Below are 21062 nucleotides of genomic sequence, written 5' to 3'. Positions count from 1 at the left end.
AAAAGCTGCTGTTATAAAATCCCCCCTAGCCCCCCTTTGAAAGGGGGGAACCAGACAAATTAACGGTTTGAAGTCCCCCTTACCAAGGGGGATTTAGGGGGATAAAACCTAAAAGCTTAGGCAGAAAAACTTGTGTTGCATCGTTGGCTGTAATTTCACTAATTGTCAATTATCAATTGTCAACTATCAATATTATGCAAAACTTAGAGCTTCTCGACAAACCTATGAACGCAACTCTCACTGCTACTGAACCATTTTTAAGCATCGAAAATGTTTCCAAAGTTTATCAAACGCCTCGCGGCCCCTACACCGTTTTAGAAGATGTTAACTTAACCGTTAATGAAGGCGAATTTATCTGCGTAATCGGTCACTCTGGTTGCGGTAAATCTACTTTATTAAACATGGTTTCAGGCTTTGCCCATCCCACAGAAGGTTCCGTTCGAGTCGGTGGAAAACAAATTGTGGAACCTGGCCCCGATCGCATGGTAGTTTTCCAAGGTTATGCTCTCTTGCCCTGGTTAACGGCCTTAGAAAATGTTTATTTAGCGGTAGATTCGGTCTATCCCAACAAATCCGAAGCCGAGAAAAAAGCGATCGCTAAAGACCATTTAGCAATGGTGGGTTTAACGGAAGCAATGGACAAGAAACCAACGCAAATTTCGGGAGGAATGAAACAACGGGTTTCGATTGCTAGAGCCTTAGCCATTCGTCCCCAGGTCTTAATTTTAGATGAACCGTTTGGGGCGTTAGATGCCATTACCAAAGAGGAATTACAGGAAGAATTATTGCAAATTTGGAACGGTCGCCAAGGGCGCACCGAAGGTGAACATCGCTGTACGGTGTTGATGATTACCCACGATATTGATGAAGCCTTATTTCTGGCTGATCGCCTAGTAATGATGACCAATGGCCCACACGCTAAAATCGGGGAAATTATGACCATTCCGTTTTCGCGCCCCCGCGATCGCGATCGTATTATGGAAGACCCAGAGTATTACAAATTGCGTAACTATGCTCTGGACTTCTTGTATAACCGTTTTGCCCACGATGATGATGCGGCTTAAAGCAGAGTGATCAAGCAACAAAAATAGACCTCTTGCAAATTCAAAAAAGTCCCCCTTTTTAAGGGGGATTTAGCGATTATCTTGTTTGTCAAGGCCTTGATAGGATCGCTCATCAAATAAAATTAGTCAAAACAAACAACTCATCCTCATACAACTCGTCAGAGAATGAGTTATGTTAACTCTTTCAACCAATATCAGAGAATTAGCACGCTTGCAGTTTTTCCTCCTTTATCTCAATATTCTCTGGACATCGCCAAGGTTTTTGACTCTTGACTATAGCATGAAGAAATCCCAATAGCTTATGAGCGCAGGCAATTAAAGCTACTTTTTTGGCCTTACCTGCCTGGAGCAATTTTTGATAAAACGCCTTAATTAGGGCTTGCTGAATAAGTCTGCAAATCGAACCTAGATGCCACAGGGCGCGAAAAATGGTGACTTCAGAAATCAGTTTCCGATTTTAACCCACAATTTTCTAGCAAAGTGCATGGATTTTGAGCCTTCAAATGCCATAAGCTTGCACCTAATCGTGTTCAAAATGGCTGAAAAGCTTATCTGATAAAGGTTCTGCCTTTATTCGGCAAACCCTAATTACCGGATTGTGTTGTATTGCCACTAGGGCTGACATATACAGCACGGCACGCACCCTTGCTCGTCCACCGATAATACGTCGTTTTCCTCGCATTTGCCCACTGTCACAGTTCATGGGAGCAATTCCCACTAGACTCGACAGTTTCTTCAATGGTAGCTCTCCTAATTCTGGCAACATTGATAGCAAGGTCACGGCCGTTACTCTGCCCACTCCAGGTACACTGGTTAATAGCTCATACTGCTTTTTACTCTCTTCGTTGTCTTGCCGCAGTTGGTCTATCTGCTCATCCATTCCTTTTATCCTTTGTTTGAGCCATTGAATATTAGTCTCAATGTCAGCTTTCGCCGTGCTACTACGAACACTGTGCGCTCGTTTTTGTTCACTGTTTAGCATTTCCACTAACTGACTACGACGATTGACCAAATCGGATAAAGCTACTTGAGATTCTGATGCTAACGGTTTTGGGCTTGGTTGCAAGGCTTCTCCAAAATGGGCTAATACCTCGGCATCTATTTTGTCCGTTTTCGCTAGACGACCTGATGCCTTGGCAAAATCTCTGGCTCTTTTGGGATTAATCACTGCTACCTTGAATTCCTCTTTTTGCAGCTTGTGAGCCACTCCTCTTTCCATTCCTCCTGTTGATTCGATGATGATTAACTCAATTTTGTATTTTTTGAGTTGTTCGCTTAATTCCTGCCAGCCTGACTCTTGATTGGTTACTTGCAAAACCTTATTCGCTGGACGTAAAGCTATGTCCAACTTGGCTTTGCTGACGTCTATACCAACCCATTGGCTTGCTACTTGAGTTTCCATGCTTTTACCCCTTTACTTTGAGTTTTTATCTTCATTACTCGACCTTGTTCACTACGGGTTCGTGACCCTCTCGATTTTTCGAGTTTTTGAAGGATTGATGAGTGGCGACCTAGACTAAATCTCGGCTTTTATAACCAAGGGGGAATCGGTCTACCACTCTTCCTTTAAGATACAAGGGGGATCAAACGCTATTTTGCGATCGCCCCTCACAACTCCTCACAATTTACTGGAAAAATAAAGTCATGTTGTCCCGCATCTCAGAGAAACAGATGCATCGTCTGCGGTGGATTTTAACCTCTGGTTGGTTGTTGCTCATTGCCTCCCTTTTCTACGATCCTTTCTCCCCGCTCATCACCTCGCCCGAACAAACCTGGAGTCCCTTTCGCATTCGACCAGAAGAATGTATTACTGTCCAAAACAGTTGCCTTGAACTCAAACCCTATGCCCTCGGCGCACCGATTTTTTGGGGGATCATCGTACCGAGCGGAATTTTTATTTTGTTGGTATTTGGGCATGAAATGTGGCGGCGTATTTGTCCCCTATCGTTTTTATCGCAAATCCCACGCGCTCTCGGTTGGCAACGGAAATTCAAGCGAACAGATGCGAAATCAGGTAAAGTCCGTTACGAAATCCCGAAAATCAAGCCTAATTCTTGGCTCGGTCGCAATTATATTTATTTACAATTTGGTTTGCTCTTTTTAGGATTATGTTTTCGCATTTTATTTATTAATGGCGATCGCCTGGCTCTAGGAATTTGGCTAAGTACAACCATTATTGCTGCCATTGCTGTCGGCTATTTCTATGGCGGCAAAACCTGGTGCAATTACTTTTGTCCGATGGCTCCTGTCCAAAAAATTTATGCTGAACCAGGGGGACTTTTTACCAGCAAAGCTCACATGAGCGATACACCCCTGACCCAATCCATGTGCCGTACTGTTGATAACGGCCAAGAAAAAAGTGCCTGTGTTGCCTGTCAAACACCCTGCATTGATATTGATGCCGAAGGTTCCTATTGGGAAGGAGTCGAAAAAACCCAAACTCAATTCATTTATTACTGTTATTTTGGTTTAGTCGTCGGTTACTTCTTCTATTACTATCTCTACGCAGGAAACTGGGATTACTATTTTTCTGGTGCCTGGGCAATGGAAGCCAATACCCTACAAACATTGCTATCTCCTGGTTGGTATCTCTACGGTAAAGCGATTACCATTCCTAAACTTTTAGCAGTACCGATCACCTTGACTTTGTTTACCCTTTGGGGCTATTTATTGGGTCTAACTGCCGAACGTTTATATCGCACTTATCTAACCTCAACTAAACGAACCAATCATTTACGCTTAATTCGACACCGTTTATTTAGTGTTTGTACCTTTCTTGCCTTCAACCTATTTTTTATTTTTGGCGGTCGTCCTTTTATTCGTTTATTGCCCCTTTTTTTCCAAGAAAGCATAGATGTTTTAATCGTTCTCCTCAGTACATTTTGGTTAGCTCGTAGCCTAAGACGGGAACCTGAATTATATGCTCGTGAAGGTTTAGCGGGGAGATTTCGTAAACAATTAATTAAGATGAAATTTCCCATCGAACGCTATTTTACAGGACGAAAAATTGATGACTTAAATCCCCATGAGATTTATGTTGTTGCCAAAGTTTTACCTGGTTTTAACAAACAAAAGCGGGATGAAGCCTATAAAGGAGTACTGCGAGAAGCCTTAGAGGAAGGTTACGCTAATTCGGCTAGTAGTTTAGAGATTCTTCGTCAATTACGAATAGAATTGGATATTGACAACCACGATCATGAACAATTACTGACAGAATTAGGTGTAGAAGACCCCACCCTACTTGATCCTAGCCGTCAACGTAAGCTCGAAAATTTGGTGCGAATTTCTGGCTATCGTCAATCCTTAGAACGGTTAATAAATCTGCAACAGCTTACCGAAGAAGCTTTAGAAAGATTTTCTCCTGTTGACTCCCTTTCCTGGGACAAAGAAGAGGACATCAAAGATGATTCAGACTCTCCTACAGATATTAAAAAACAGGCCTATTTTTATCTAGAACGGTTGGAGCATTTACTCAATTTCTATTATGTTTTAAATCAACCTTTTTTGCTAGAACATCGTCTCGTTGTTGCCCTTTTATTAGGGGTTATTCGCCAGAAAAAACAATTTTTAGTCATTGCTATTTTGTCTCGAATTGAAAAATTAGGCATGATAGAGGGAGCAGAGATTATTAACCAATTAGCAAAATTATCTCCCACCGTATTACAAGATATTTTAGATAATCCCTATTCAGAATGGCATCAACGTCTGGGAACGGGATTAGTTGAACAATTACAAAGAACAGTCGAACCATCCGCTTGCTCTTTAGAACTGCCAATCAATAATTTATTAGAAACAGTTGATATTTTATTGACAGAACCCGATGTTTTAATTCAGACAATTTGTCTCTATTTATTACAGCAATTTGATCAGGAACGGAGCTACAATTTGTCAAGGAATATGGCTGCTGATCGTCATCCTTTATTAGGGGAAATTATCCCCCTTCTCTTAACAGCAAAGGAGAAATCATCTATTACTTTAAAAGATTTACCGATTTTAGAGCGTATTGTTTATCTGTTTAATAGTGACTTTTTCCAATCCTTAGACAGTGAGACTTTGATTGAATTAGCCTATCGTGCAGAGGTTAAATCCTTTGTCTTAGATGAGCAGATAACAGAAGCGGGAGATACCTGTCGGGAACTGTTATTACTAATGGAAGGCAATGTGGAAATTCAGATCCAAAGAGCAGATGGCAACGTATTTATATCGAGTTTAGCCCTAGGAAAAATGCTTGATGAGTTAGAAGTTTTAACCCATACCCATTTGATGGGAACAATTGTGGCCAAAGCACCGTTAACTCGTGTTTTAGCGATTCCAGTCGAAGCTTTTGATGATCTCTTAGTGCGCGATCGCCATTTAGCAATGAAGGTGCTAGAACTCGAAAGTATTCGCCTGAAAAGTTTATTGGAAGCAAGATAACTCAAAAACAGAAATGAATATTTGTGGCGATCGCATTAATCGCACGATGGAAGACCCAGAGTAATATAAACTCCGCAACTATGCTCTGGACTTCTCTTATAACAGGTTTGCCCACGATGATGTGGTCTAAAAGTTGGGAATAGATGGTACTCGTTTAGATTCATTTCTAGGCGAGTTTTTTTTATTTTTATAAGAGTTAATATTTTTTACTGAATTTAACTGATTTAACCCATTTTCTATTATCAATCTGGGGACGACGATCGCGTTTTTGAAAATTAGTTATTAATGAAATAATCAGTTTGAAAAAGTTGATTGAGGGAAGCGGCGATCGCCTTATTCGTATTTATTCGCCAAATAATCTACATAATCAGCTAAAGACATTTCTGAATAAGCTTGAATAATACCTATTAAATTTTTCGTCCAGGGATCGAGGCTTGTCCACTGTTGGCTATTCTGCTTACGATCTTTTCCCCTAGCAACAACAGTTATTTTAGTAAAATCATACTCAGGACGTAAATCATCATTTATCTCAAAGGTCTGACTCATAAGCTTAAATGCTTTTTTGTTCGTAAGGGAGACAACAGTTATAATGATTCTATCGTAATTGACAATTAACTTTTTCTCATGAGTCAACAACTAACCTTAGAACTTAGTGATGAGATTTACAATGCTTTACAACATCAAGCTGATGCGATCGGTTTATCTGTCACAGATTGGATAATTACAAAACTCGGCAACTCTGATAGCGTTGAAAATCTACCAAATAATACGCAACAAGAACCAGCAAGGCGAGGTTTTAAAAGTCATGCAGGTAGTATCAGTCTAGGCTATGCCACTGGTATAGATAATGCCTCAATTGATCATGATATAATTTCTTCGCTTGAGCAAGATTCCCTAGAAAGCCAAAGTTGGGAAGTTTTTGCCTTAAATAATCTAAATCAGTGCTATTCGGAAGATGAACCGATTTATGATTTAACTCATATTAAGGAATATAATTCTGATTATGAAAGAAGGTAATATTGTCTTAACTCCGATCCCTCAATCAAATCAGGAAATTAAGAATCGTCCTGCTCTAATTTTACGAATTATGCCAAAGTATCAGGATTTTTTGATCTGTGGTATTAGCAGTCAACTAAAACAATATATCAGGGATTTTGATGAAATTATTACAAGTGAAGATAATGATTTTGAAGCGAGTGGTTTAATAAAAATTTCAGTGATTCGACTTGGCTTTTTGACAGTGATTCCTTCTCGGCAAATTATTGGTTCTATTGGCTCTATTTCAACAACAAGGCATCGTAGATTATTGCAAAATCTTAGTCAATATTTATCTCTTGAAAACAATTAATAAAAAATGGGGTTGCTTTTCGTTAACTGGACAGTGGGAAGTTCTCGAGCAGGGTAAGTGAGAAAAGAAAATCGGACATGCGATACCCAAGAGTGCCGTTATGTCCGAAACTGGCTGATATAGAAAATCGATAGCCAGTGCTATCTATCAATTATGCAACTATGTCAGCGACTAGAGCAAATCCTAGAGAATCTCCGTCCCGCCTTTAGCCGAGAAGCAACGTACCAATGGTTTATCCTATTAGCCTGGGGAGTAGTGCTCAACAGCCAACCGAGCGCAATAACAAGCTATGTCAATGCCTTAGGGTTAACAGAGAGCTACTACCATCAGGCACTACATTGGTTTGAATCCAAGGCATTTAACGTCAAAGGACTGACCTTGGGATGGTCGAAGTGGGTAAGTCAGCATGAAAATCTATATCGAATCAAGGAAAAACGAGTGTATGTGGGGGATGGAATCAAAGTGGGGAAAGAAGGGCGCAAGATGCCAGGGGTAAAACGACTACACCAAGAATCCGGAAATGTGGCGAAGCCAGAATGGATAAGGGGGCATTACTTCAATGCCTTGAGTGTTTTGGTGGGAGCAGGAAAAGCCTGCTTTGCCTTGCCCTTAGTGTTGCGGCTAGACGATGGCATCAAGTCCAAAGCAACGGCAAAGGAAGGGAAAAAAGGCAGCAAAAAAGAGAAGACTACTCTAGTCACGAAAATGGGGGAGCTTTGCACTACCTACGCAGAGGCGGGAAGCTATGTGATTTTGGATGCTTACTTCGCTTGTGGAGCAGTGCTCAAAAGTTTTCGCCAAAATGCCTTGCATCTCATCACCCGAGTGCGTTGCTCTACAGTGGCATATGCTCCCTTTTCTTCCGTTCCGACCTTGAGGGGGAAAGGACGACCACGGCTTTGGGGGAGTTCAATAAAACTAGAAAGCCTGTTTGCTCTTGTGGAGGATTTTCCCACCGCTAAAGTCTGGCTCTATGGTCAACAAGTCTCCGTTTCTTATCAGTGCTTTGAGTTCCACTGGGATAGTCCCCATCAGCTCGTTAAGTTTGTCCTCACCCAATTGCCCAACGGACAAAGACTGATTCTGCTTTCTACTGACCTCTGTTTGACTGGACCTGAGATTATTGCCGCTTACGGTCTCCGATTTAAGATTGAAGTCACTTTTCGTCAATTAATCCATCTTTTGGGCGGCTTTGCCTATCGTTTTTGGCTTAAGGCTCTTCCTACTTTACCGACCTGGCCTAGCAATCTTATCCTCCCTGACTATCCCCAAACTGTTCAGACTCAGATTTTAAACAAAGTAGAAGCCTTTGAGCGTTTTGTTAATCTTCATGTCATTGTTCTCGGCTTACTTCAAATTCTTTCCTTAGAGTTACCCCAGGGGATTTGGGCTAATTTCCCTCGCTGGTTTCGGACTCTACCCTCCCATGGCTATCCTAGTGAACGCATTGCTCAACTAGCCATCCAACATCAAGCCCCAATGATTTTTCCTCAAAGTCCACCTAGTCTGCTTTTGCCTAAATTCCTTGCCGCTAAACTTGACCCTTTTCCAAGTCCTGATAGACTTACTTTGGCCGCATAGTCATTACCTTCTCTGCCATCCATAAACTTCCCACTGTCCAGTTCGTTAAGTTAATTTAAAAAGCAGCGATCGCGCTAAGGCCAATTAGAAGATTACACAGAATTACGAGATTAAGAACGGTTATGCTATAATGATAGACATTATTGTTACAGTAAAGACAAGTATTACTTAAAAAGAAGTTGTATGATTACTTTTCAAGAAATTATTGATTCCATTGAAGTTCTGTCAACAGAAGATCAAGACCAATTATTTGAGTTAATCCGTAAGCGGCGGATTCAGGCTCGACGATCTCAAATTGCGGCTAATGCTCAGGAAGTGCTTAAGGCTGTAGAAATGGGAACTGCTAAACGGGGAAATTTTGAAGATTTGAAGTCTTATTTGTTAGAGGATGACGATGAATGATTTTAACAACAGATAGCAAGTTCAAGAAAAGTTTTAAGCAATTAATCAGGAAAAATCCTCAGTTAGAAGCCAAAATATTAGCAGCTTTAGAGTTATTGAGTAACGATCCTTTTACGACTTCTTTAAAATCTCATAAGTTAACAGATTAATTGGATGAAGTTTACTAATGAAATATAAGGCGATCGCCCTTCGTTAGAGTTCCAAGAAGAACTGCGATCACGTTTCAAAAAATTAGTTAGTAATGAAATAATAAATTTTAAAAAGTTGATTGATGGGAGCGGTGATCACACTTTATAGCCAAGGATTTTCGTATATTGTACGTCTCAGCACCCTTGCTGCAAAAAATGCCATTTTTTCTAGTTCAGTCTCTTTGCCCTCTGGATCTTCCAACAAAGACTCGTCATCCCAAGGATCATCAACATGTACCCATCTGTTTCGATATTGACGAAGTGTATGAATATCCTTAGTCAGTTCAGGGTCTAAGGATGCTTTTTTGATCAAATCTATCAGTCGTTCTCTAGATTTCTCTCCATACTCAGAACGTAGGTAAGTTTCTATGCCAGAGACAGATGTAAGGATAGATGCCAAATAGGCACTACTAGCAAAGGCAAGGTCAGCTTCTCGTACAATGAAGCTACACCACTCCGACAGAATAACACCACCTTTTAGTAATTCTTCATCAAGTTCCACTAAATAAGCCCAACGTTCTTCTTCAGTCATATTTTTTAGGAGTTAACGAGGGATTATACAAAAACTTCCTGCATATTACCTCAAATACGGAGCCTATTCAGAAACTTTCTGTATCTTGCCATCAAACAGTACGGAGCGACGAAGCGCAAGATGGCTTCCATATAATCTGTCTAAAAAGCGTATTACACCGATCAGCAGACCCTTTTACGAACTCCTTAACCCTGCGATCGCCCCTGAGAACAGCATTAAAATGAGGTCGGCGAGCGTTTCGGACAAGGAAACAGATTAATCGGCGATCGCATTATGGAGGACCCAGAGTATTACAAACTCCGCAACTATGCTCTGGACTTCTTATATAACCGTTTTGCCCACGATGATGCGGCCTAAAAGTTCAGAATAGATGATACTCGCTTAGATTTTTCGCTAGGCGGGTTTTTTTATCTTTATAAAAGTTCATATTTTTTTACCCAATTAAATATACGATGTTCTTGACGTACGACAAAAAGCAATGTACAATAAAAACATCGTATAAAAACTGCGCTTTGGAGGTGGGTCATGGTTCGAGTTAATCTGGGTGGACAACTAAGTCTTATTGAAATACTGGGTAGTGAAGGCTCGACTGCTCGTATTGAGCAAAGTTTGACTAAGCAGGGGGAGCAGTTACTCACAACGACTTCGGATAGTAAACCGTTATTAACTACGATTACTGATGGCATTTTGCATGATCAAGGGGCGATCCTGATCGTCTCCAGTGCGTTGGCTACGTCAATCGTGATTATCGCTGGAGCCAAAGCCGCCGCCGAAATTATTACTGCTTGTCGAAAAAAATAGGGCTTTTCTGCTCTCTAAATCTCCTACTGCTGAGGGAATTATTGGCATATTTTTGTGGAAAATTATCTAAATATTCCACATATTAACATTATTTAAATTAGGGTTTAAATTAATGAAAGGTTTTCTGTCTCACTATACACCAAGTCTGATGAATCCAGAAGATTTAGACGCAATTTTTGTGCAACGTCAGCCACTTTTAACAGATTTATTAGAAAATATTGAAAGGAGTGTTTTAACGGAAGCAAAACATCATGCTTTATTAATTGGGCCGCGAGGGATTGGTAAAACCCATTTAATCTCTATGATTTATCATCGGGTGTCGGCAAATAAAGTTTTTAAAGACAAATTAAAAATTGCTTGGCTACGCGAAGAGGAATGGGGCGTTGCAACTTTTTTGGATTTATTAGTGAGAATTTTAAATGCTTTAATAGAAGAATATAAAGATCCTAATTTAGAGGAACAGGTTAAGGGTTTATACAGTGTTTCAACGGAGCAGGCCGAACAATTAGCGGGACATATTCTGAAGCAATATTGTCAGGATAAAACCCTATTATTGTTAATGGAAAATCTGGATGAAATTTTTAAGGGTTTGGATAAATTAGGACAGCAAGCTTTTCGTGCCTATTTACAGAATTATGGTTTTATTACCATTGTTGCGACTTCTCAAAGTTTATTTAGTGGGGTTAAGTCCCGTAATTTACCCTTTTATGGCTTTTTTAGTCTGACTCATTTGAAGCCTTTAGTTTTAGAAGAAGCCATAGAATTATTAGCCAATATTGCAAAATGGCGAGGCGATCAAGATTTGGCTGATTTATTAATAACTCCCCTGGGAAAATCTCGGATTCGAGCTATTCACCATTTAGCGGGGGGAAATCATCGTATTTATATAATTTTTTCGCAGTTTTTAACGAATGATTCTTTGGATACTTTGGTAAAACCGTTTATGCAAACGTTGGATGATCTGACCCCCTTTTACCAGTCCCGAATGCAGTTTATTTCGCCGCAACAACGCAAAATCATTGAATATCTTTGTGATCAACGAGGAAAGATCGCAGTTAAACAGATTGCCCAACATTGTTTTATTTCTCAGCAAACAGCTTCTTCTCAGTTAAAACAATTACGAGAGATGGGTTATGTCTATTCTGAGTCTGAGGGACGGGAATCATTTTATGAGTTACAGGAACCTTTGATGCGAATTTGTTTAGAGGCGAAAAAACGCAGGGGAACGCCGAATCAATTATTTATTAGTTTTTTGCGGGTTCGGTTTTCCCGTAAGGAGTTAGAAAATCGTTTAGAAATTTTGCCATTAGAAGCTATTTTTGATCGAGAATGTACGCTTCAAGCTTTGGCAGAAATGGAAGTTTCTGATGATCCTAAAATTGTAGCTTTATTAAGGGATTGGAATGATGCTTGGAAAAATTCTAAGTATGAGAAAATGTTAGAGATTTCAGAAGAATTAATTCTTATTCGTGGATCAGGATTGGATTGGATTAAAAAAGCACAGGCACACTACTTTATAGGTGAGTTTAATAAAGCTATTCAATATCTCAATCAGGCTATTAAGATAGAACCTGACAATCCAGATGTCTGGAGCCTACGAGGTAATGAGTTATATGATATGAGATTGTTTTCTGAGGCTTCAATTTCCTATGGAAAATCTATTCAATTAGATGCCCAAAATGCTCACACATGGAGTAAAAAAGCTCTAGCAGAGTCGATATCTAATCAAAAAGAAAAATCTTTATTCTCTATAAAAAAAGCTTTAGAAATTGATTCAGATAATATTTATGTCTTAGGTAATGCCTCATTGGTATATGAGCGACTAGAAGATATTAAAAAAGCTATTTTGTATATCAATAAAGTGATAGAAATTAATCCTGACGAAGATAGAGCTTGGCGAGAGAAAGCAGGAATACTTACAAAAATTGATATAGAAGAATCTTTAAGATGTGCAGAAATATCTGTGCAACTTAATCCAAATTCTAGTGAAAATTTTAAGAGACTTGCAATGATTCAATATCTTAAAGGTGATTATCAACTAGTAATAAATTCAATTAATTACAGTATCAAATTATATCAATATGATGATTTTTCATGGATGCTAAAGGCAATTTCACTTATAAACATAGGATTGATAATTGAGGGAATTGAATGCCTTGATAAATCTGTTGATTTGTACAGTTCCAATTCAGTAATACAAAGAAAAGTTTCAGCCAAAGATGGAATAAAATCTCTTGCTCAAAATATTATTATTTATATTCTTAAAAAAGGTACAATCAAAAATTGGATAAAAGATGGTCAGTTTGTGTTAGAGATTTACAATAAACACAATTTATTAGATGATCTCAGTAGTGGATTAGTTGAAAGTATTAAAGACATTAATGAACTTAATACTAGCAATAGTACTGCTCAGGCATGGTTAGAAATGTGGCAAAACCTTGCAGGGAACTATGATGAATTTAAAGTTGCCCTTAATCTGCTAAAAGTTGCAGTCGAATACAAGGTAAACCGCGATCGCCGTGTCTTATTACAACTTCCCCAGGAAGAACGCCAAATTTTAGAAGAATTACTAAATCCTGAAAGCCCTTAGAAACGCGATCGCCAAGCTATAATAAGTCAGCCATCTTTTTTCAGGAGAAAAATCTATGAGTTTTAAAGAATTAATTAAAGCAGAACTAGAATTGATTCCAGAACAGGAACTTCAAAAACTTTATGACATTATTAAGGATTGGCCTAAACACAATCAAGAATATCAAGATGACTTAGGAGCCTTGTTAGCTAATTGTGAAATGAGTACGGGAATTGCCGATCTTTCCTATCAACATGATCATTATTTACACGGCACTCCAAAACGAGAAATAGAGTAAATAAAAAAAGTCTTTGTTGATACGGCTGCTTGGATTGCCCTGCTTAATGTTGATGATATTTGGCATCAGCAAGCAAAACAAACACGTTTAGAGTTAGTTGAACAAAATTATGTTTTTATCACAACAGAATTTATTTTGTTAGAAGTCGGAGATGCTTTATGTTCTCAAAGTTTAAGACAAAATACTGCTAATTTTTTGCAGAATATCTATCAATTAAAATCCACTAAAATTATCACATTTAGTCAGAATTTATTACAATCAGGTCTCAACTTATACGAACAGAGATCAGACAAAGATTGGAGCTTAACAGATTGCATTAGCTTTGTTGTAATGCAGAGAGAACAAATTCAAGAAGCTTTTACTTCAGATAAACATTTTGAACAAGCAGGTTTTATTCGTTTACTTCACAAAAATTAAGAGTTTAGACATGAAGAATTATTAAATTCTGAAACCGTTTAGAAACGCGATCGCTTTCTAAAAAATAAACTACAATTATTGTAATCTTGCTCCTAGTAACTTAGATTTATTATGGCTATCTCTACCGAAATCCGTCAAAAAGCTCTATCTCTATTAGAACAATTACCCCAACAATCTCTAAATAAAGCCGTTGAATATTTAGAAATACTTTCTCAAAATGCTCAACAGGAAACCATTAATTTAACAAGCTTAAGTAACGAAACTCAACTAATAAAAATCATCCAATTTCATTTATCTTCCGACGAACAAAAACGCTTAGAATATCTGCGTCAACAACACGAAACGGGTAAAATTAGCAATCTAGAACATCAAGAATTACTGAATTATGTTGACCAAATTGAACAAGAAGATGCAAAACGTGCCGAAGCCTTAATCCAACTGGCCCAACTTCGTCAGGTTGATCTAAAAATAATTATTGATGAATTTCTCCCGAATAAAAGTGTCTAATGTCAGAGCGTATTCCAAAATCCGTAAGGCTAATTGTCGCAACTCGTGCCAATAATATTTGTGAATATTGCCGTTGCTTAGAACAATTTTCAACTCAAAGCTTTACCGTTGATCATATCAAACCTAGAAAAGTAGGTGGCGAAACTATTTTAGAAAATCTTGCCTGGAGTTGTTTCGGTTGTAACGCTTATAAGCATACTAAAATAGAAGGTATTGATCCGGAAACAAACCAAAAAATTTCCCTTTTTAATCCTCGCAAACAATCTTGGCAGGATCATTTTAAATGGTCTGATAACAAAATAGAAATGATTGGAAAAACCGCTTGTGGTAGGGCAACCATTTTTGCCTTATCTTTGAATCGTTTGGGCATAGTTAATCTACGGCATTTATTAATTACAGTGAACTTACATCCTCCTTAAACTGAGAGTATTAGAAAAACTTTTTATGACCCAAGTTTATAAAAGGCGATCGCCGTGTCTTATTACAACTTCCCCAGGAAGAACGTCAAATCCTAGAAGAATGATTAAATCCTAATGTAACCTAGAAAAAACAAATTTTGTACCATGAAGTAGATCCCTACGCGATCGCTGAAGGAAGGTCTGATAAACGTTGAGAATTTCCATGAAGAGATAGGGAAAGCAAGGGTAAAAAATATTCTAGGTTTATGCTCAATTTTAGTTATCATAGAGTCAGGAGAGTTTTAACATTATTAATTAACGCCTATGCCATCCGCTCTTATGTATGAAGAAAATATGTTTGTTGTTCTAGAAGCGGATAAACCGGAAGTCTTTTTGACTGCTGAAGAATTATTAGCTAAACTCCAGGATATCTTAGAACATTACACGGAAGAATTACCGCGTAACTTGCAACGATTTAGTTCCCTCGCAGAACAAGCCCGCTCTCTACGGGATAACTTTTGTGAGTTGGATATGGGGGATAACAGCTATTTACAATGGTATGCAGTTCGTCTGGAAAAATAAACCTCGTGAGTCCTAACTGTTGATCTATGGGTCGTACTTTCCAAATGACGGGCATTATTCTCAAGGGAACACCGTTGGGAGAAGCCGATCGCCTGTTAACCATTTTGTCACCAGAAGTGGGTTTAATGCGGGCTGTGGCTCCAGGGGCGAGAAAACCGAAATCGTTTTTACGGGGTCGCTGTGAACTGTTTGTCATTAACCAATATCTGATCAATCAAGGGCGATCGCTGCCCAGAATTACCCAGGCGGAAACCCTAGAATCCTATCCTGGTCTTAGTCAGTCGGTAGAAAAATTAGCGGCGGGGCAATACTTGGCAGAAGTGGTTCTTGGTCTTGCTCTCAGTGACCAACCCCAACCGGATTTATACAGCCTGTTTAATGAACATCTACGACGCTTAATCACCCCAGCAACTGACCTGGCCATTCAAGCTTATCTGGCTCAAGCTCTTTTCCATCTTCTTGCCCTGAGCGGTTTCGCGCCTCAAGTTCATCACTGTTGTCTGAGCCATTTACCCATTCAACCGAACTTTACCGATCCCCGTTGGCAGTTAGGGTTTAGTTTTGAGGCCGGTGGCTTAATGATTCAGCCAGCTACTCAGCCAGCACCCCATTCTCATCGTTCTGTTTTTCGCAAAGTCAATGGAATCGATGTGGCCTTATTGCAACAACTGAGTTATCCAGACTTACCTGTTCTCGCCGATGTTTTACCCGCGATCGCCCTCAAATCTTTGCGAGTGGGTGACTGGGTCAGATTAGAACATTTACTGCGAGACTATGCCCAATTTCATTTAGGACGTACCTTTCGGGCCGCAACCTTGGTGGATAGTTTAACGGTTTTAGACTTTTAAGCGATAGATTTCAGGTAACATTTTTAAGAGGGAAGAGCTTCGGGAAGGTATCGTTAAGGCAAACTGAACCTTTGGGCAACGGCCGAGATTCTCCCTGAACGCTAAATCCTGTACTCTAGACCCTAAATCCTTTTTTTGTCCTCTTACTCTAGGTCACTTCCTTTGCTGTCCTCTAATCAAGGCTTTGGCCCTGTTCTTCGCAATCAACGCTTTCTCGCGCTTTGGGTCGGACAAATTTTCTCCCAAATGGCGGATAAATTCTATTTAGTTTTAATGATTGCCCTGATTGCTAATCATTACCAGGGTGCAAACCAATCTATTAGTGGCTGGGTATCGGCGATTATGATTGCGAATACTATTCCAGCCGTATTATTTGGCTCCTTAGCAGGGGTTTATGTGGATCGCTGGACGAAAAAAGAGGTGTTGGTGATCTCTAATTTTATTCGCGGTCTCTTGGTTTTCAGTATTCCTCCCTTGTTGTGGCTGACTCGACAACAAAGTTTAGCGATTTCCGTGGCTTGGTTGCCCAATTTTTTACGGCGTTGGCGTTCCGTAGAACATGATGCCTTTAATCTGCCCCTGGGTTTTGCCATTCTCTTGGGCGTTACCTTTTTGGTTTCTACCCTTACCCAGTTTTTTGCACCTGCCGAACAATCAGTATTGCCCTTGGTGGTGCGTCGTCGTAATCTGTTGGCTGCCAATTCCCTCAATACCTTAACGAGTATGGCGGTTTTAATTGTAGGTTTTGCGATCGGTGAGCCGCTTTTGGCCTTGGCGGATGAATGGCTAGGCCATGTGGATGGAACCTGGGATTTGGGAAAAGTGGCCGTTGTTGGTGGTTCTTATTTAATAGCCGGTTTTATTCTGCTGTGGTTACGAACGGGGGAAATTTATACTAAGCCAACGGGCAATGAACCCCATGTTTTTACGGATATTGCCGATGGTATTCGCTATCTTCAGGGCAATCATCGGGTACGCAACGCGCTTATTCAATTACTGATTCTGTTCTCAATTTTTGCCGCTTTGTCCGTTTTAGCGGTGAGTATGGCAGCCCATATTCCTAACCTCAAGGCTTCCCAATTTGGCTTTTTATTGGCTGCTGGGGGTGTGGGCATGGCGATCGGAGCAGTTAGTTTAGGCCATTGGGGACAAGGCTTTTCTCAAATTCAATTAGGACTTTGGGGATCGTTAGGCATGGGTGTTTGTTTAATGGGTTTAGCCATTTTTAACAGTAGTTTGATCTTAAGTTTGTTAATTATCTTGACCCTGGGCATTTTTGCAGCTTTAGTGGGAGTGCCGATGCAAACTTTGATCCAAGTGGAAACCCCCCCAGAAATGCACGGTAAGGTTTTTGGTTTGGAAAATAATGCGAATAATATTGCTTTGTCCTTACCCTTGGCTCTAGCCGGTGTGGCGGAAAGTCTTTTTGGTTTGCGTCCTGTGATGTTGTTTCTGGCAGCTATGGCGATCGCCGGAGGCATTTTAACTTGGTACATTAGCCGCAACACCCATCAGGGTGTTAAATATTAACCACTTCCCAGGTATCGCAACGACGCAGGGGAATACGACGAATTTGTTCTAGGTTAGCGGCATTGCTACAAAAGGCTGCAATTTTCAGTTCCTCTACCAAGGCCTGACATTTTTGATAGACCTGTTCTTCGTCGAAAATCGCTGAGGCCAGAATGGGAGCTGCACTCCCCACTAAAGTGGCTCCTAAAATAAGGGCTTTGGCTGCATCAATACCATTGCGAATACCGCCACTTGCAAAAATTGGAATTTGGGGTACAGTTCGGGAAACTTCGATTAAACTCAGGGCCGTGGGAATTCCCCAATCAGCAAAGGCATGGGCAATATGACGCAGTTTCGGATCGGTTTGACGATGGGCTTCTACTTCACTCCAACTGGTTCCTCCCGCCCCGGCCACATCGATCGCCGCTACACCACAATCCACCAAACGACGGGCTAAGGCTCCACTAATCCCATTGCCCACTTCTTTGGCAATCACAGGAACCGCTAATTTTTGAGTTAACTGTTCAATTTTCGGTGATAGTCCTTGCCAACTGCGATCGCCTCCTGGTTGAACCGCTTCCTGAAGAGGATTCAGGTGCAAAATGAGTGCATCAGCCTCAATCATCTCCACCGCCCGTTTGGCCTCTTCCAAACCGTAACCATAATTAAGCTGTACGGCTCCTAAATTAGCAAACAATAAAATATCAGGAGCCACTTTTCGGACTTGGTAGGTTGCCACTAATTCAGGCTTTTCAATCGCTGCTCGTTGAGAACCAACCCCCATGGCTAGTCCCAAAGATTGAGCCACCGCCGCCAGATGTAGGTTGATTTTTAAGGCAATATCTGTTCCTCCTGTCATACTACTGATTAACAAGGGAGCTTTAAGGGATTTTTGCCATAGTGTTAAGCTTAGATCAATCTCTTCAAGGTTGAGATCGGGCAAAGCGCAGTGTTCCAAGAAAAAACGCTCAAATCCGGTGGTCACTCCCTTAGCGGCCACATCCTTTTCCAAGACAATTTCAATGTGATCTGCTTTACGATGTTCGGTAGAACCTGACATAACTTAGCAAGGTAAAATCCAGGGTGCAGGAGTTGAACCTGCCTTGGGCGAATTATGAGTTCGCTGCCTCAACCGCTCGGCCAACCCTGGTGGAATGGTAATCTGTTAACCAATTATAGCTTTTTCAAGACTTTCTGGGTATGGTTGAGCTTGGATTTGGTGTCCGGTTTTACATTAGCGGCCTATGCCATTCCGGTTGCCCTGGCCTACTCTGCCTTAGCCGGTTTACCATCTTAGGTAGGTTTGTATTGTTATATGTTGGGCGCGATCGCCACTTCCCCTTCACTCCCCAATAATCGCCGTCTCCAATCTTATCCCCTCAAAAAGCGATCGCCATTCATCAGAAAAAGTAATCGTAGTGACTTGACAATTAGCCAAAAACATAGTTACAATGCCTCGACAAGATCGGTGATCAAACTTGAGTCGGTACGCAGTAACCCACAATGAGGTTATTATTTCCCCTAGTTGGGCTGTGTTCTTTAACCCAGCCTACAGATCAGCGATCGCACTCCAATTAGATATACTCTAAACGGCTAAGAAATGGACTTCTCGACAAAAGGGCTGAAATCCTTATCTGATAAAGATTTTACGCATTTTCAAAAGGTTAAGCTCCAACCCGTTCAGAGTATAAACAAGAAGAGTTGGAACGCCCAGCCAGATTTAAACGTTAAGGTTAAAAAGGAGAACAACAATTATGTCTATGCTTGAAGCGTCTTTAGAAATTCTAAGAGGACTGTTTGGTGACAAACCAGAAGCTCTTAAAGTTTTTGATTTACAAAGTTTGGAGTCGCAGTATCTCAAGGAAAAACTCAGAGATAACGGTGAACTGTTTGCCGATGCGATCAATCTATGGGTAACTGGACGAACAGGTGCAGGAAAAACCTCTTTAGGAAACAGCCTACTGGATTCAGATGTCATGAAATCGAATGGATTTCAAGATTGTACCGATTTTCTTGGTTATTTTCGGCTAACAAGTAACTTGAGATTCTGGGATACTCCTGGAATTGGTAGCAATATCAACTATGAGAATATAAATCGGGCTGCTTTGATGATGGAGCAGCTTGCAGGAAACAAATTTTCTCGCCCTCCTGTTGTTCCTCTCAAAGATAGTGATTACTTGCTTATTAAGGATTTCTCTAAATGTCTTTCTCCAGGAGTTGAGCCAGAAAAAGAAAATGTAAAAGTTGGGAAATGGCGTTTGGAGATGCAGGAAGATATCCAGCCAGACGTGATTCTTTATGTTTTGGCTCCTCACATGAAATTTCTCGATCCAGATCGGCAGTATTTGGGAGAATTATTAGAAACTTGGAAGAATTTGAAAAATTCAGGAAAATGTATAATCATCCCCATACTCAATGTCTTTAGAAAAGATGATGGGACAGTTGTTCCTACCTCACAAGAGATGACTTATGCCAAACGCGAAATACCTGAAGTTTACAAAGCTGCCTTTGAGACTGACGATTTTCCACCAGTTATTGAAATCAACTCAAAAACTGGTGAAGGCATTCCTAAAATCACAGAGATGATCTGTCAAATTCTACCCCCTGAAAAGATTGGTAGTTTGGGGAAAGTTTTGAAAGATGATCTTAAGGGTTATGCTGAACAAGAGCGGGTTCGTCGTTACTATCAAACACTCAGTCTAATCTCTGGTCGTTTGGGAAGATATACAGTTGATAAAAAGATTGAAGGGCAAAGCCTTTTTCAGGCAGCCGCATCAGCAATTTGTGCTTATGGTGTTATGACTTTCAAGAGTTTAGATGCCATTGCAGACATTAAAACTGAGTTTGACTCTGTGGTTGACCAGGTTGAGCAAGTTGAAGGGGCAAGGCGCGAGAACATAACCACTAAAGAGAATGTGATGGGTACTAAAGATATTACCCGCATCAAACCTAAAGAAGGGCAAGTAGAAGTAAATTATACTGACTGGCGACCTGAAAAAAGAACAGAGACGGTTGAAGAAGAAATTTATGTGCCTGTAAGTAAAACTAAGAACTTGAAGAAGACCGTACTTCTCCCAGGAAAAGTAAAAGAAACCAAGGAAAGAAGTGGGTGGGGTAAATTCTGGACAGGTGAAGATTATTACACCGAAGAAGTAGATGGATATGTTGAGCGTACTGTCAGTGAAGAGGTTGAAGTTGTTGAGTCTGAAAGTAGAACTGTCAGGAAAGATGTGACAACAACTGAATGGGTTCAAGAAACCAAGACAAAACTTGAAACTCGTGTTGTCGGCTATGAAGAAGAGGTAGTTGACACAGTTCAGGTCGTTGTAGCACAAGTCGACAAAGTTGTTGGCACTAAGCACCTTGCAGGAGGTTATCCCGCAATTAAGTTCTTGCTAGGCTTAGGCTTGGGTATTCAAAACTATTGCAGTAATGCAAACGCAGCATGGTCACTAAGTGTACAACAAGGAGAGTTGTTGGCAGAGCGAAAGTTGATGCCCTACAAATCACGAATTGAACAGTTAGTAGATGATCCGCATGGCGAAGAAAAATTAATTCAAATTTTGGAAAACGCTCTAATTTAGCTAATTTCAGGAGTAAAA

21 protein-coding genes, 1 tRNA gene and 1 pseudogene are annotated in these 21062 nt (G+C 40.3%); 18 read left to right on the top strand and 5 right to left on the bottom strand.

The window, feature by feature from the left end:
* Positions 1 to 224 precede the first annotated feature (224 nt).
* Positions 225 to 1064 carry a nitrate ABC transporter ATP-binding protein gene (locus KA717_35835; GenBank protein ID UXE60797.1) on the top strand — a complete coding sequence of 280 codons (840 nt, stop codon included), beginning with the start codon at positions 225 to 227 and terminating at the stop codon, positions 1062 to 1064.
* 520 nt (positions 1065 to 1584) lie between these two features.
* Here KA717_35835 and KA717_35830 read toward each other — a convergent pair.
* Positions 1585 to 2466 carry an IS110 family transposase gene (locus KA717_35830; protein UXE60796.1) on the bottom strand — a complete coding sequence of 294 codons (882 nt, stop codon included), beginning with the start codon at positions 2464 to 2466 and terminating at the stop codon, positions 1585 to 1587.
* A 242-nt stretch (positions 2467 to 2708) separates the two neighbouring features.
* Here KA717_35830 and KA717_35825 point away from each other — a divergent pair, with 242 nt between their 5' ends.
* Positions 2709 to 5480: a cyclic nucleotide-binding domain-containing protein gene (locus KA717_35825; protein ID UXE60795.1), complete on the top strand. Its 2772-nt coding sequence runs from the start codon at positions 2709 to 2711 to the stop codon at positions 5478 to 5480.
* A 333-nt stretch (positions 5481 to 5813) separates the two neighbouring features.
* Here the strand turns inward: KA717_35825 and KA717_35820 are convergent, their stop codons facing one another.
* Positions 5814 to 6026 (bottom strand): hypothetical protein, encoded by a 213-nt coding sequence (locus KA717_35820; protein UXE60794.1) that lies wholly within the window; start codon positions 6024 to 6026, stop codon positions 5814 to 5816.
* Positions 6027 to 6104: 78 nt separating this feature from the next.
* Between KA717_35820 and KA717_35815 the strand changes: the two genes are divergently transcribed.
* From KA717_35815 to KA717_35800, 4 genes are all read left to right on the top strand, one after another.
* On the top strand, positions 6105 to 6497 hold the full coding sequence (locus KA717_35815; protein UXE60793.1) for a hypothetical protein: 393 nt from the start codon (positions 6105 to 6107) through the stop codon (positions 6495 to 6497).
* Positions 6484 to 6828, top strand: coding sequence for a type II toxin-antitoxin system PemK/MazF family toxin (locus KA717_35810; protein ID UXE60792.1), 345 nt, complete (start codon positions 6484 to 6486; stop codon positions 6826 to 6828). Before KA717_35815 ends, KA717_35810 begins: the two co-directional genes overlap by 14 nt.
* A gap of 153 nt (positions 6829 to 6981) precedes the next feature.
* The gene (locus KA717_35805) at positions 6982 to 8409 is read left to right on the top strand and encodes a transposase (GenBank protein UXE60791.1); all 1428 of its coding nucleotides are present in this window, start codon (positions 6982 to 6984) and stop codon (positions 8407 to 8409) included.
* A gap of 183 nt (positions 8410 to 8592) precedes the next feature.
* Entirely contained in the window at positions 8593 to 8811 is a 219-nt protein-coding gene (locus KA717_35800; protein ID UXE60790.1) for a hypothetical protein, read from the top strand.
* Positions 8812 to 9102: 291 nt separating this feature from the next.
* On the opposite strand, the gene KA717_35795 is transcribed toward KA717_35800, so the two are convergent.
* Positions 9103 to 9531, bottom strand: coding sequence for a hypothetical protein (locus KA717_35795; GenBank protein UXE60789.1), 429 nt, complete (start codon positions 9529 to 9531; stop codon positions 9103 to 9105).
* Between the two features lie 264 nt (positions 9532 to 9795).
* On the opposite strand from KA717_35795, the pseudogene KA717_35790 reads away from it, so the two are divergent.
* The 10 genes and pseudogenes from KA717_35790 (at position 9796) to KA717_35745 (ending at position 17481) form a co-directional block, all read left to right on the top strand.
* A pseudogene (locus KA717_35790) lies at positions 9796 to 9888 on the top strand (ABC transporter ATP-binding protein).
* Positions 9889 to 10056: 168 nt separating this feature from the next.
* Positions 10057 to 10332 carry a hypothetical protein gene (locus tag KA717_35785; GenBank protein UXE60788.1) on the top strand — a complete coding sequence of 92 codons (276 nt, stop codon included), beginning with the start codon at positions 10057 to 10059 and terminating at the stop codon, positions 10330 to 10332.
* A 112-nt stretch (positions 10333 to 10444) separates the two neighbouring features.
* A complete protein-coding gene (locus KA717_35780) occupies positions 10445 to 12922 on the top strand; it encodes a tetratricopeptide repeat protein (protein UXE60787.1) in 2478 nt (825 codons plus the stop codon).
* Between the two features lie 55 nt (positions 12923 to 12977).
* Complete coding sequence (locus tag KA717_35775; protein ID UXE60786.1) at positions 12978 to 13199, top strand: hypothetical protein; 222 nt, start codon at positions 12978 to 12980, stop codon at positions 13197 to 13199.
* Positions 13200 to 13256: 57 nt separating this feature from the next.
* A complete protein-coding gene (locus KA717_35770; GenBank protein UXE64881.1) occupies positions 13257 to 13616 on the top strand; it encodes a hypothetical protein in 360 nt (119 codons plus the stop codon).
* Positions 13617 to 13727: 111 nt separating this feature from the next.
* Positions 13728 to 14123, top strand: coding sequence for a hypothetical protein (locus KA717_35765; GenBank protein UXE60785.1), 396 nt, complete (start codon positions 13728 to 13730; stop codon positions 14121 to 14123).
* The gene (locus KA717_35760) at positions 14123 to 14542 is read left to right on the top strand and encodes an HNH endonuclease (protein ID UXE60784.1); all 420 of its coding nucleotides are present in this window, start codon (positions 14123 to 14125) and stop codon (positions 14540 to 14542) included. The genes KA717_35765 and KA717_35760 overlap by 1 nt, the downstream gene beginning before the upstream one ends.
* Before the next feature lie 303 nt (positions 14543 to 14845).
* Positions 14846 to 15103, top strand: a complete 258-nt coding sequence (locus tag KA717_35755; GenBank protein ID UXE60783.1) for a chlororespiratory reduction protein 7 — start codon at positions 14846 to 14848, stop codon at positions 15101 to 15103.
* 26 nt (positions 15104 to 15129) lie between these two features.
* Entirely contained in the window at positions 15130 to 15951 is an 822-nt protein-coding gene (gene recO, locus KA717_35750; protein UXE60782.1) for a DNA repair protein RecO, read from the top strand.
* Positions 15952 to 16086: 135 nt separating this feature from the next.
* Positions 16087 to 17481 (top strand): MFS transporter, encoded by a 1395-nt coding sequence (locus KA717_35745; protein UXE60781.1) that lies wholly within the window; start codon positions 16087 to 16089, stop codon positions 17479 to 17481.
* Here the strand turns inward: KA717_35745 and fni are convergent.
* Both fni and KA717_35735 read right to left on the bottom strand, forming a co-directional pair.
* Positions 17471 to 18520, bottom strand: a complete 1050-nt coding sequence (gene fni / locus KA717_35740; protein ID UXE60780.1) for a type 2 isopentenyl-diphosphate Delta-isomerase — start codon at positions 18518 to 18520, stop codon at positions 17471 to 17473. The genes KA717_35745 and fni overlap by 11 nt on opposite strands.
* Positions 18521 to 18537: 17 nt before the next feature.
* Positions 18538 to 18610 (bottom strand) — tRNA-Ile (locus KA717_35735).
* Between KA717_35735 and KA717_35730 the strand changes: the two genes are divergently transcribed.
* Both KA717_35730 and KA717_35725 read left to right on the top strand, forming a co-directional pair.
* Entirely contained in the window at positions 18575 to 18757 is a 183-nt protein-coding gene (locus KA717_35730) for a hypothetical protein (GenBank protein ID UXE60779.1), read from the top strand. The two genes, KA717_35735 and KA717_35730, sit on opposite strands and share 36 nt — an antisense overlap.
* 457 nt (positions 18758 to 19214) lie before the next feature.
* Complete coding sequence (locus tag KA717_35725) at positions 19215 to 21044, top strand: 50S ribosome-binding GTPase (protein ID UXE60778.1); 1830 nt, start codon at positions 19215 to 19217, stop codon at positions 21042 to 21044.
* Positions 21045 to 21062: the final 18 nt, after the last annotated feature.

This window comes from Woronichinia naegeliana WA131 (assembly GCA_025370055.1).
Lineage (GTDB): Bacteria > Cyanobacteriota > Cyanobacteriia > Cyanobacteriales > Microcystaceae > Woronichinia > Woronichinia naegeliana.
The sequence above is the reverse complement of the archived record's forward strand: the minus strand, read 5'-3'. Positions and strand labels throughout refer to the sequence as shown.

Bases quoted from the DNA above. Each gene is read 5' to 3' on its own strand.
- KA717_35835 (UXE60797.1), top strand. From the start codon at position 225: ATGAACGCAACTCTCACTGCTACTGAACCATTTTTAAGCATCGAAAAT.
- KA717_35830 (UXE60796.1), bottom strand. From the start codon at position 2,466: ATGGAAACTCAAGTAGCAAGCCAATGGGTTGGTATAGACGTCAGCAAA.
- KA717_35825 (UXE60795.1), top strand. From the start codon at position 2,709: ATGTTGTCCCGCATCTCAGAGAAACAGATGCATCGTCTGCGGTGGATT.
- KA717_35820 (UXE60794.1), bottom strand. From the start codon at position 6,026: ATGAGTCAGACCTTTGAGATAAATGATGATTTACGTCCTGAGTATGAT.
- KA717_35815 (UXE60793.1), top strand. From the start codon at position 6,105: ATGAGTCAACAACTAACCTTAGAACTTAGTGATGAGATTTACAATGCT.
- KA717_35810 (UXE60792.1), top strand. From the start codon at position 6,484: ATGAAAGAAGGTAATATTGTCTTAACTCCGATCCCTCAATCAAATCAG.
- KA717_35805 (UXE60791.1), top strand. From the start codon at position 6,982: ATGCAACTATGTCAGCGACTAGAGCAAATCCTAGAGAATCTCCGTCCC.
- KA717_35800 (UXE60790.1), top strand. From the start codon at position 8,593: ATGATTACTTTTCAAGAAATTATTGATTCCATTGAAGTTCTGTCAACA.
- KA717_35795 (UXE60789.1), bottom strand. From the start codon at position 9,531: ATGACTGAAGAAGAACGTTGGGCTTATTTAGTGGAACTTGATGAAGAA.
- KA717_35785 (UXE60788.1), top strand. From the start codon at position 10,057: ATGGTTCGAGTTAATCTGGGTGGACAACTAAGTCTTATTGAAATACTG.
- KA717_35780 (UXE60787.1), top strand. From the start codon at position 10,445: ATGAAAGGTTTTCTGTCTCACTATACACCAAGTCTGATGAATCCAGAA.
- KA717_35775 (UXE60786.1), top strand. From the start codon at position 12,978: ATGAGTTTTAAAGAATTAATTAAAGCAGAACTAGAATTGATTCCAGAA.
- KA717_35765 (UXE60785.1), top strand. From the start codon at position 13,728: ATGGCTATCTCTACCGAAATCCGTCAAAAAGCTCTATCTCTATTAGAA.
- KA717_35760 (UXE60784.1), top strand. From the start codon at position 14,123: ATGTCAGAGCGTATTCCAAAATCCGTAAGGCTAATTGTCGCAACTCGT.
- KA717_35755 (UXE60783.1), top strand. From the start codon at position 14,846: ATGCCATCCGCTCTTATGTATGAAGAAAATATGTTTGTTGTTCTAGAA.
- recO (UXE60782.1), top strand. From the start codon at position 15,130: ATGGGTCGTACTTTCCAAATGACGGGCATTATTCTCAAGGGAACACCG.
- fni (UXE60780.1), bottom strand. From the start codon at position 18,520: ATGTCAGGTTCTACCGAACATCGTAAAGCAGATCACATTGAAATTGTC.
- KA717_35730 (UXE60779.1), top strand. From the start codon at position 18,575: ATGAGTTCGCTGCCTCAACCGCTCGGCCAACCCTGGTGGAATGGTAAT.
- KA717_35725 (UXE60778.1), top strand. From the start codon at position 19,215: ATGTCTATGCTTGAAGCGTCTTTAGAAATTCTAAGAGGACTGTTTGGT.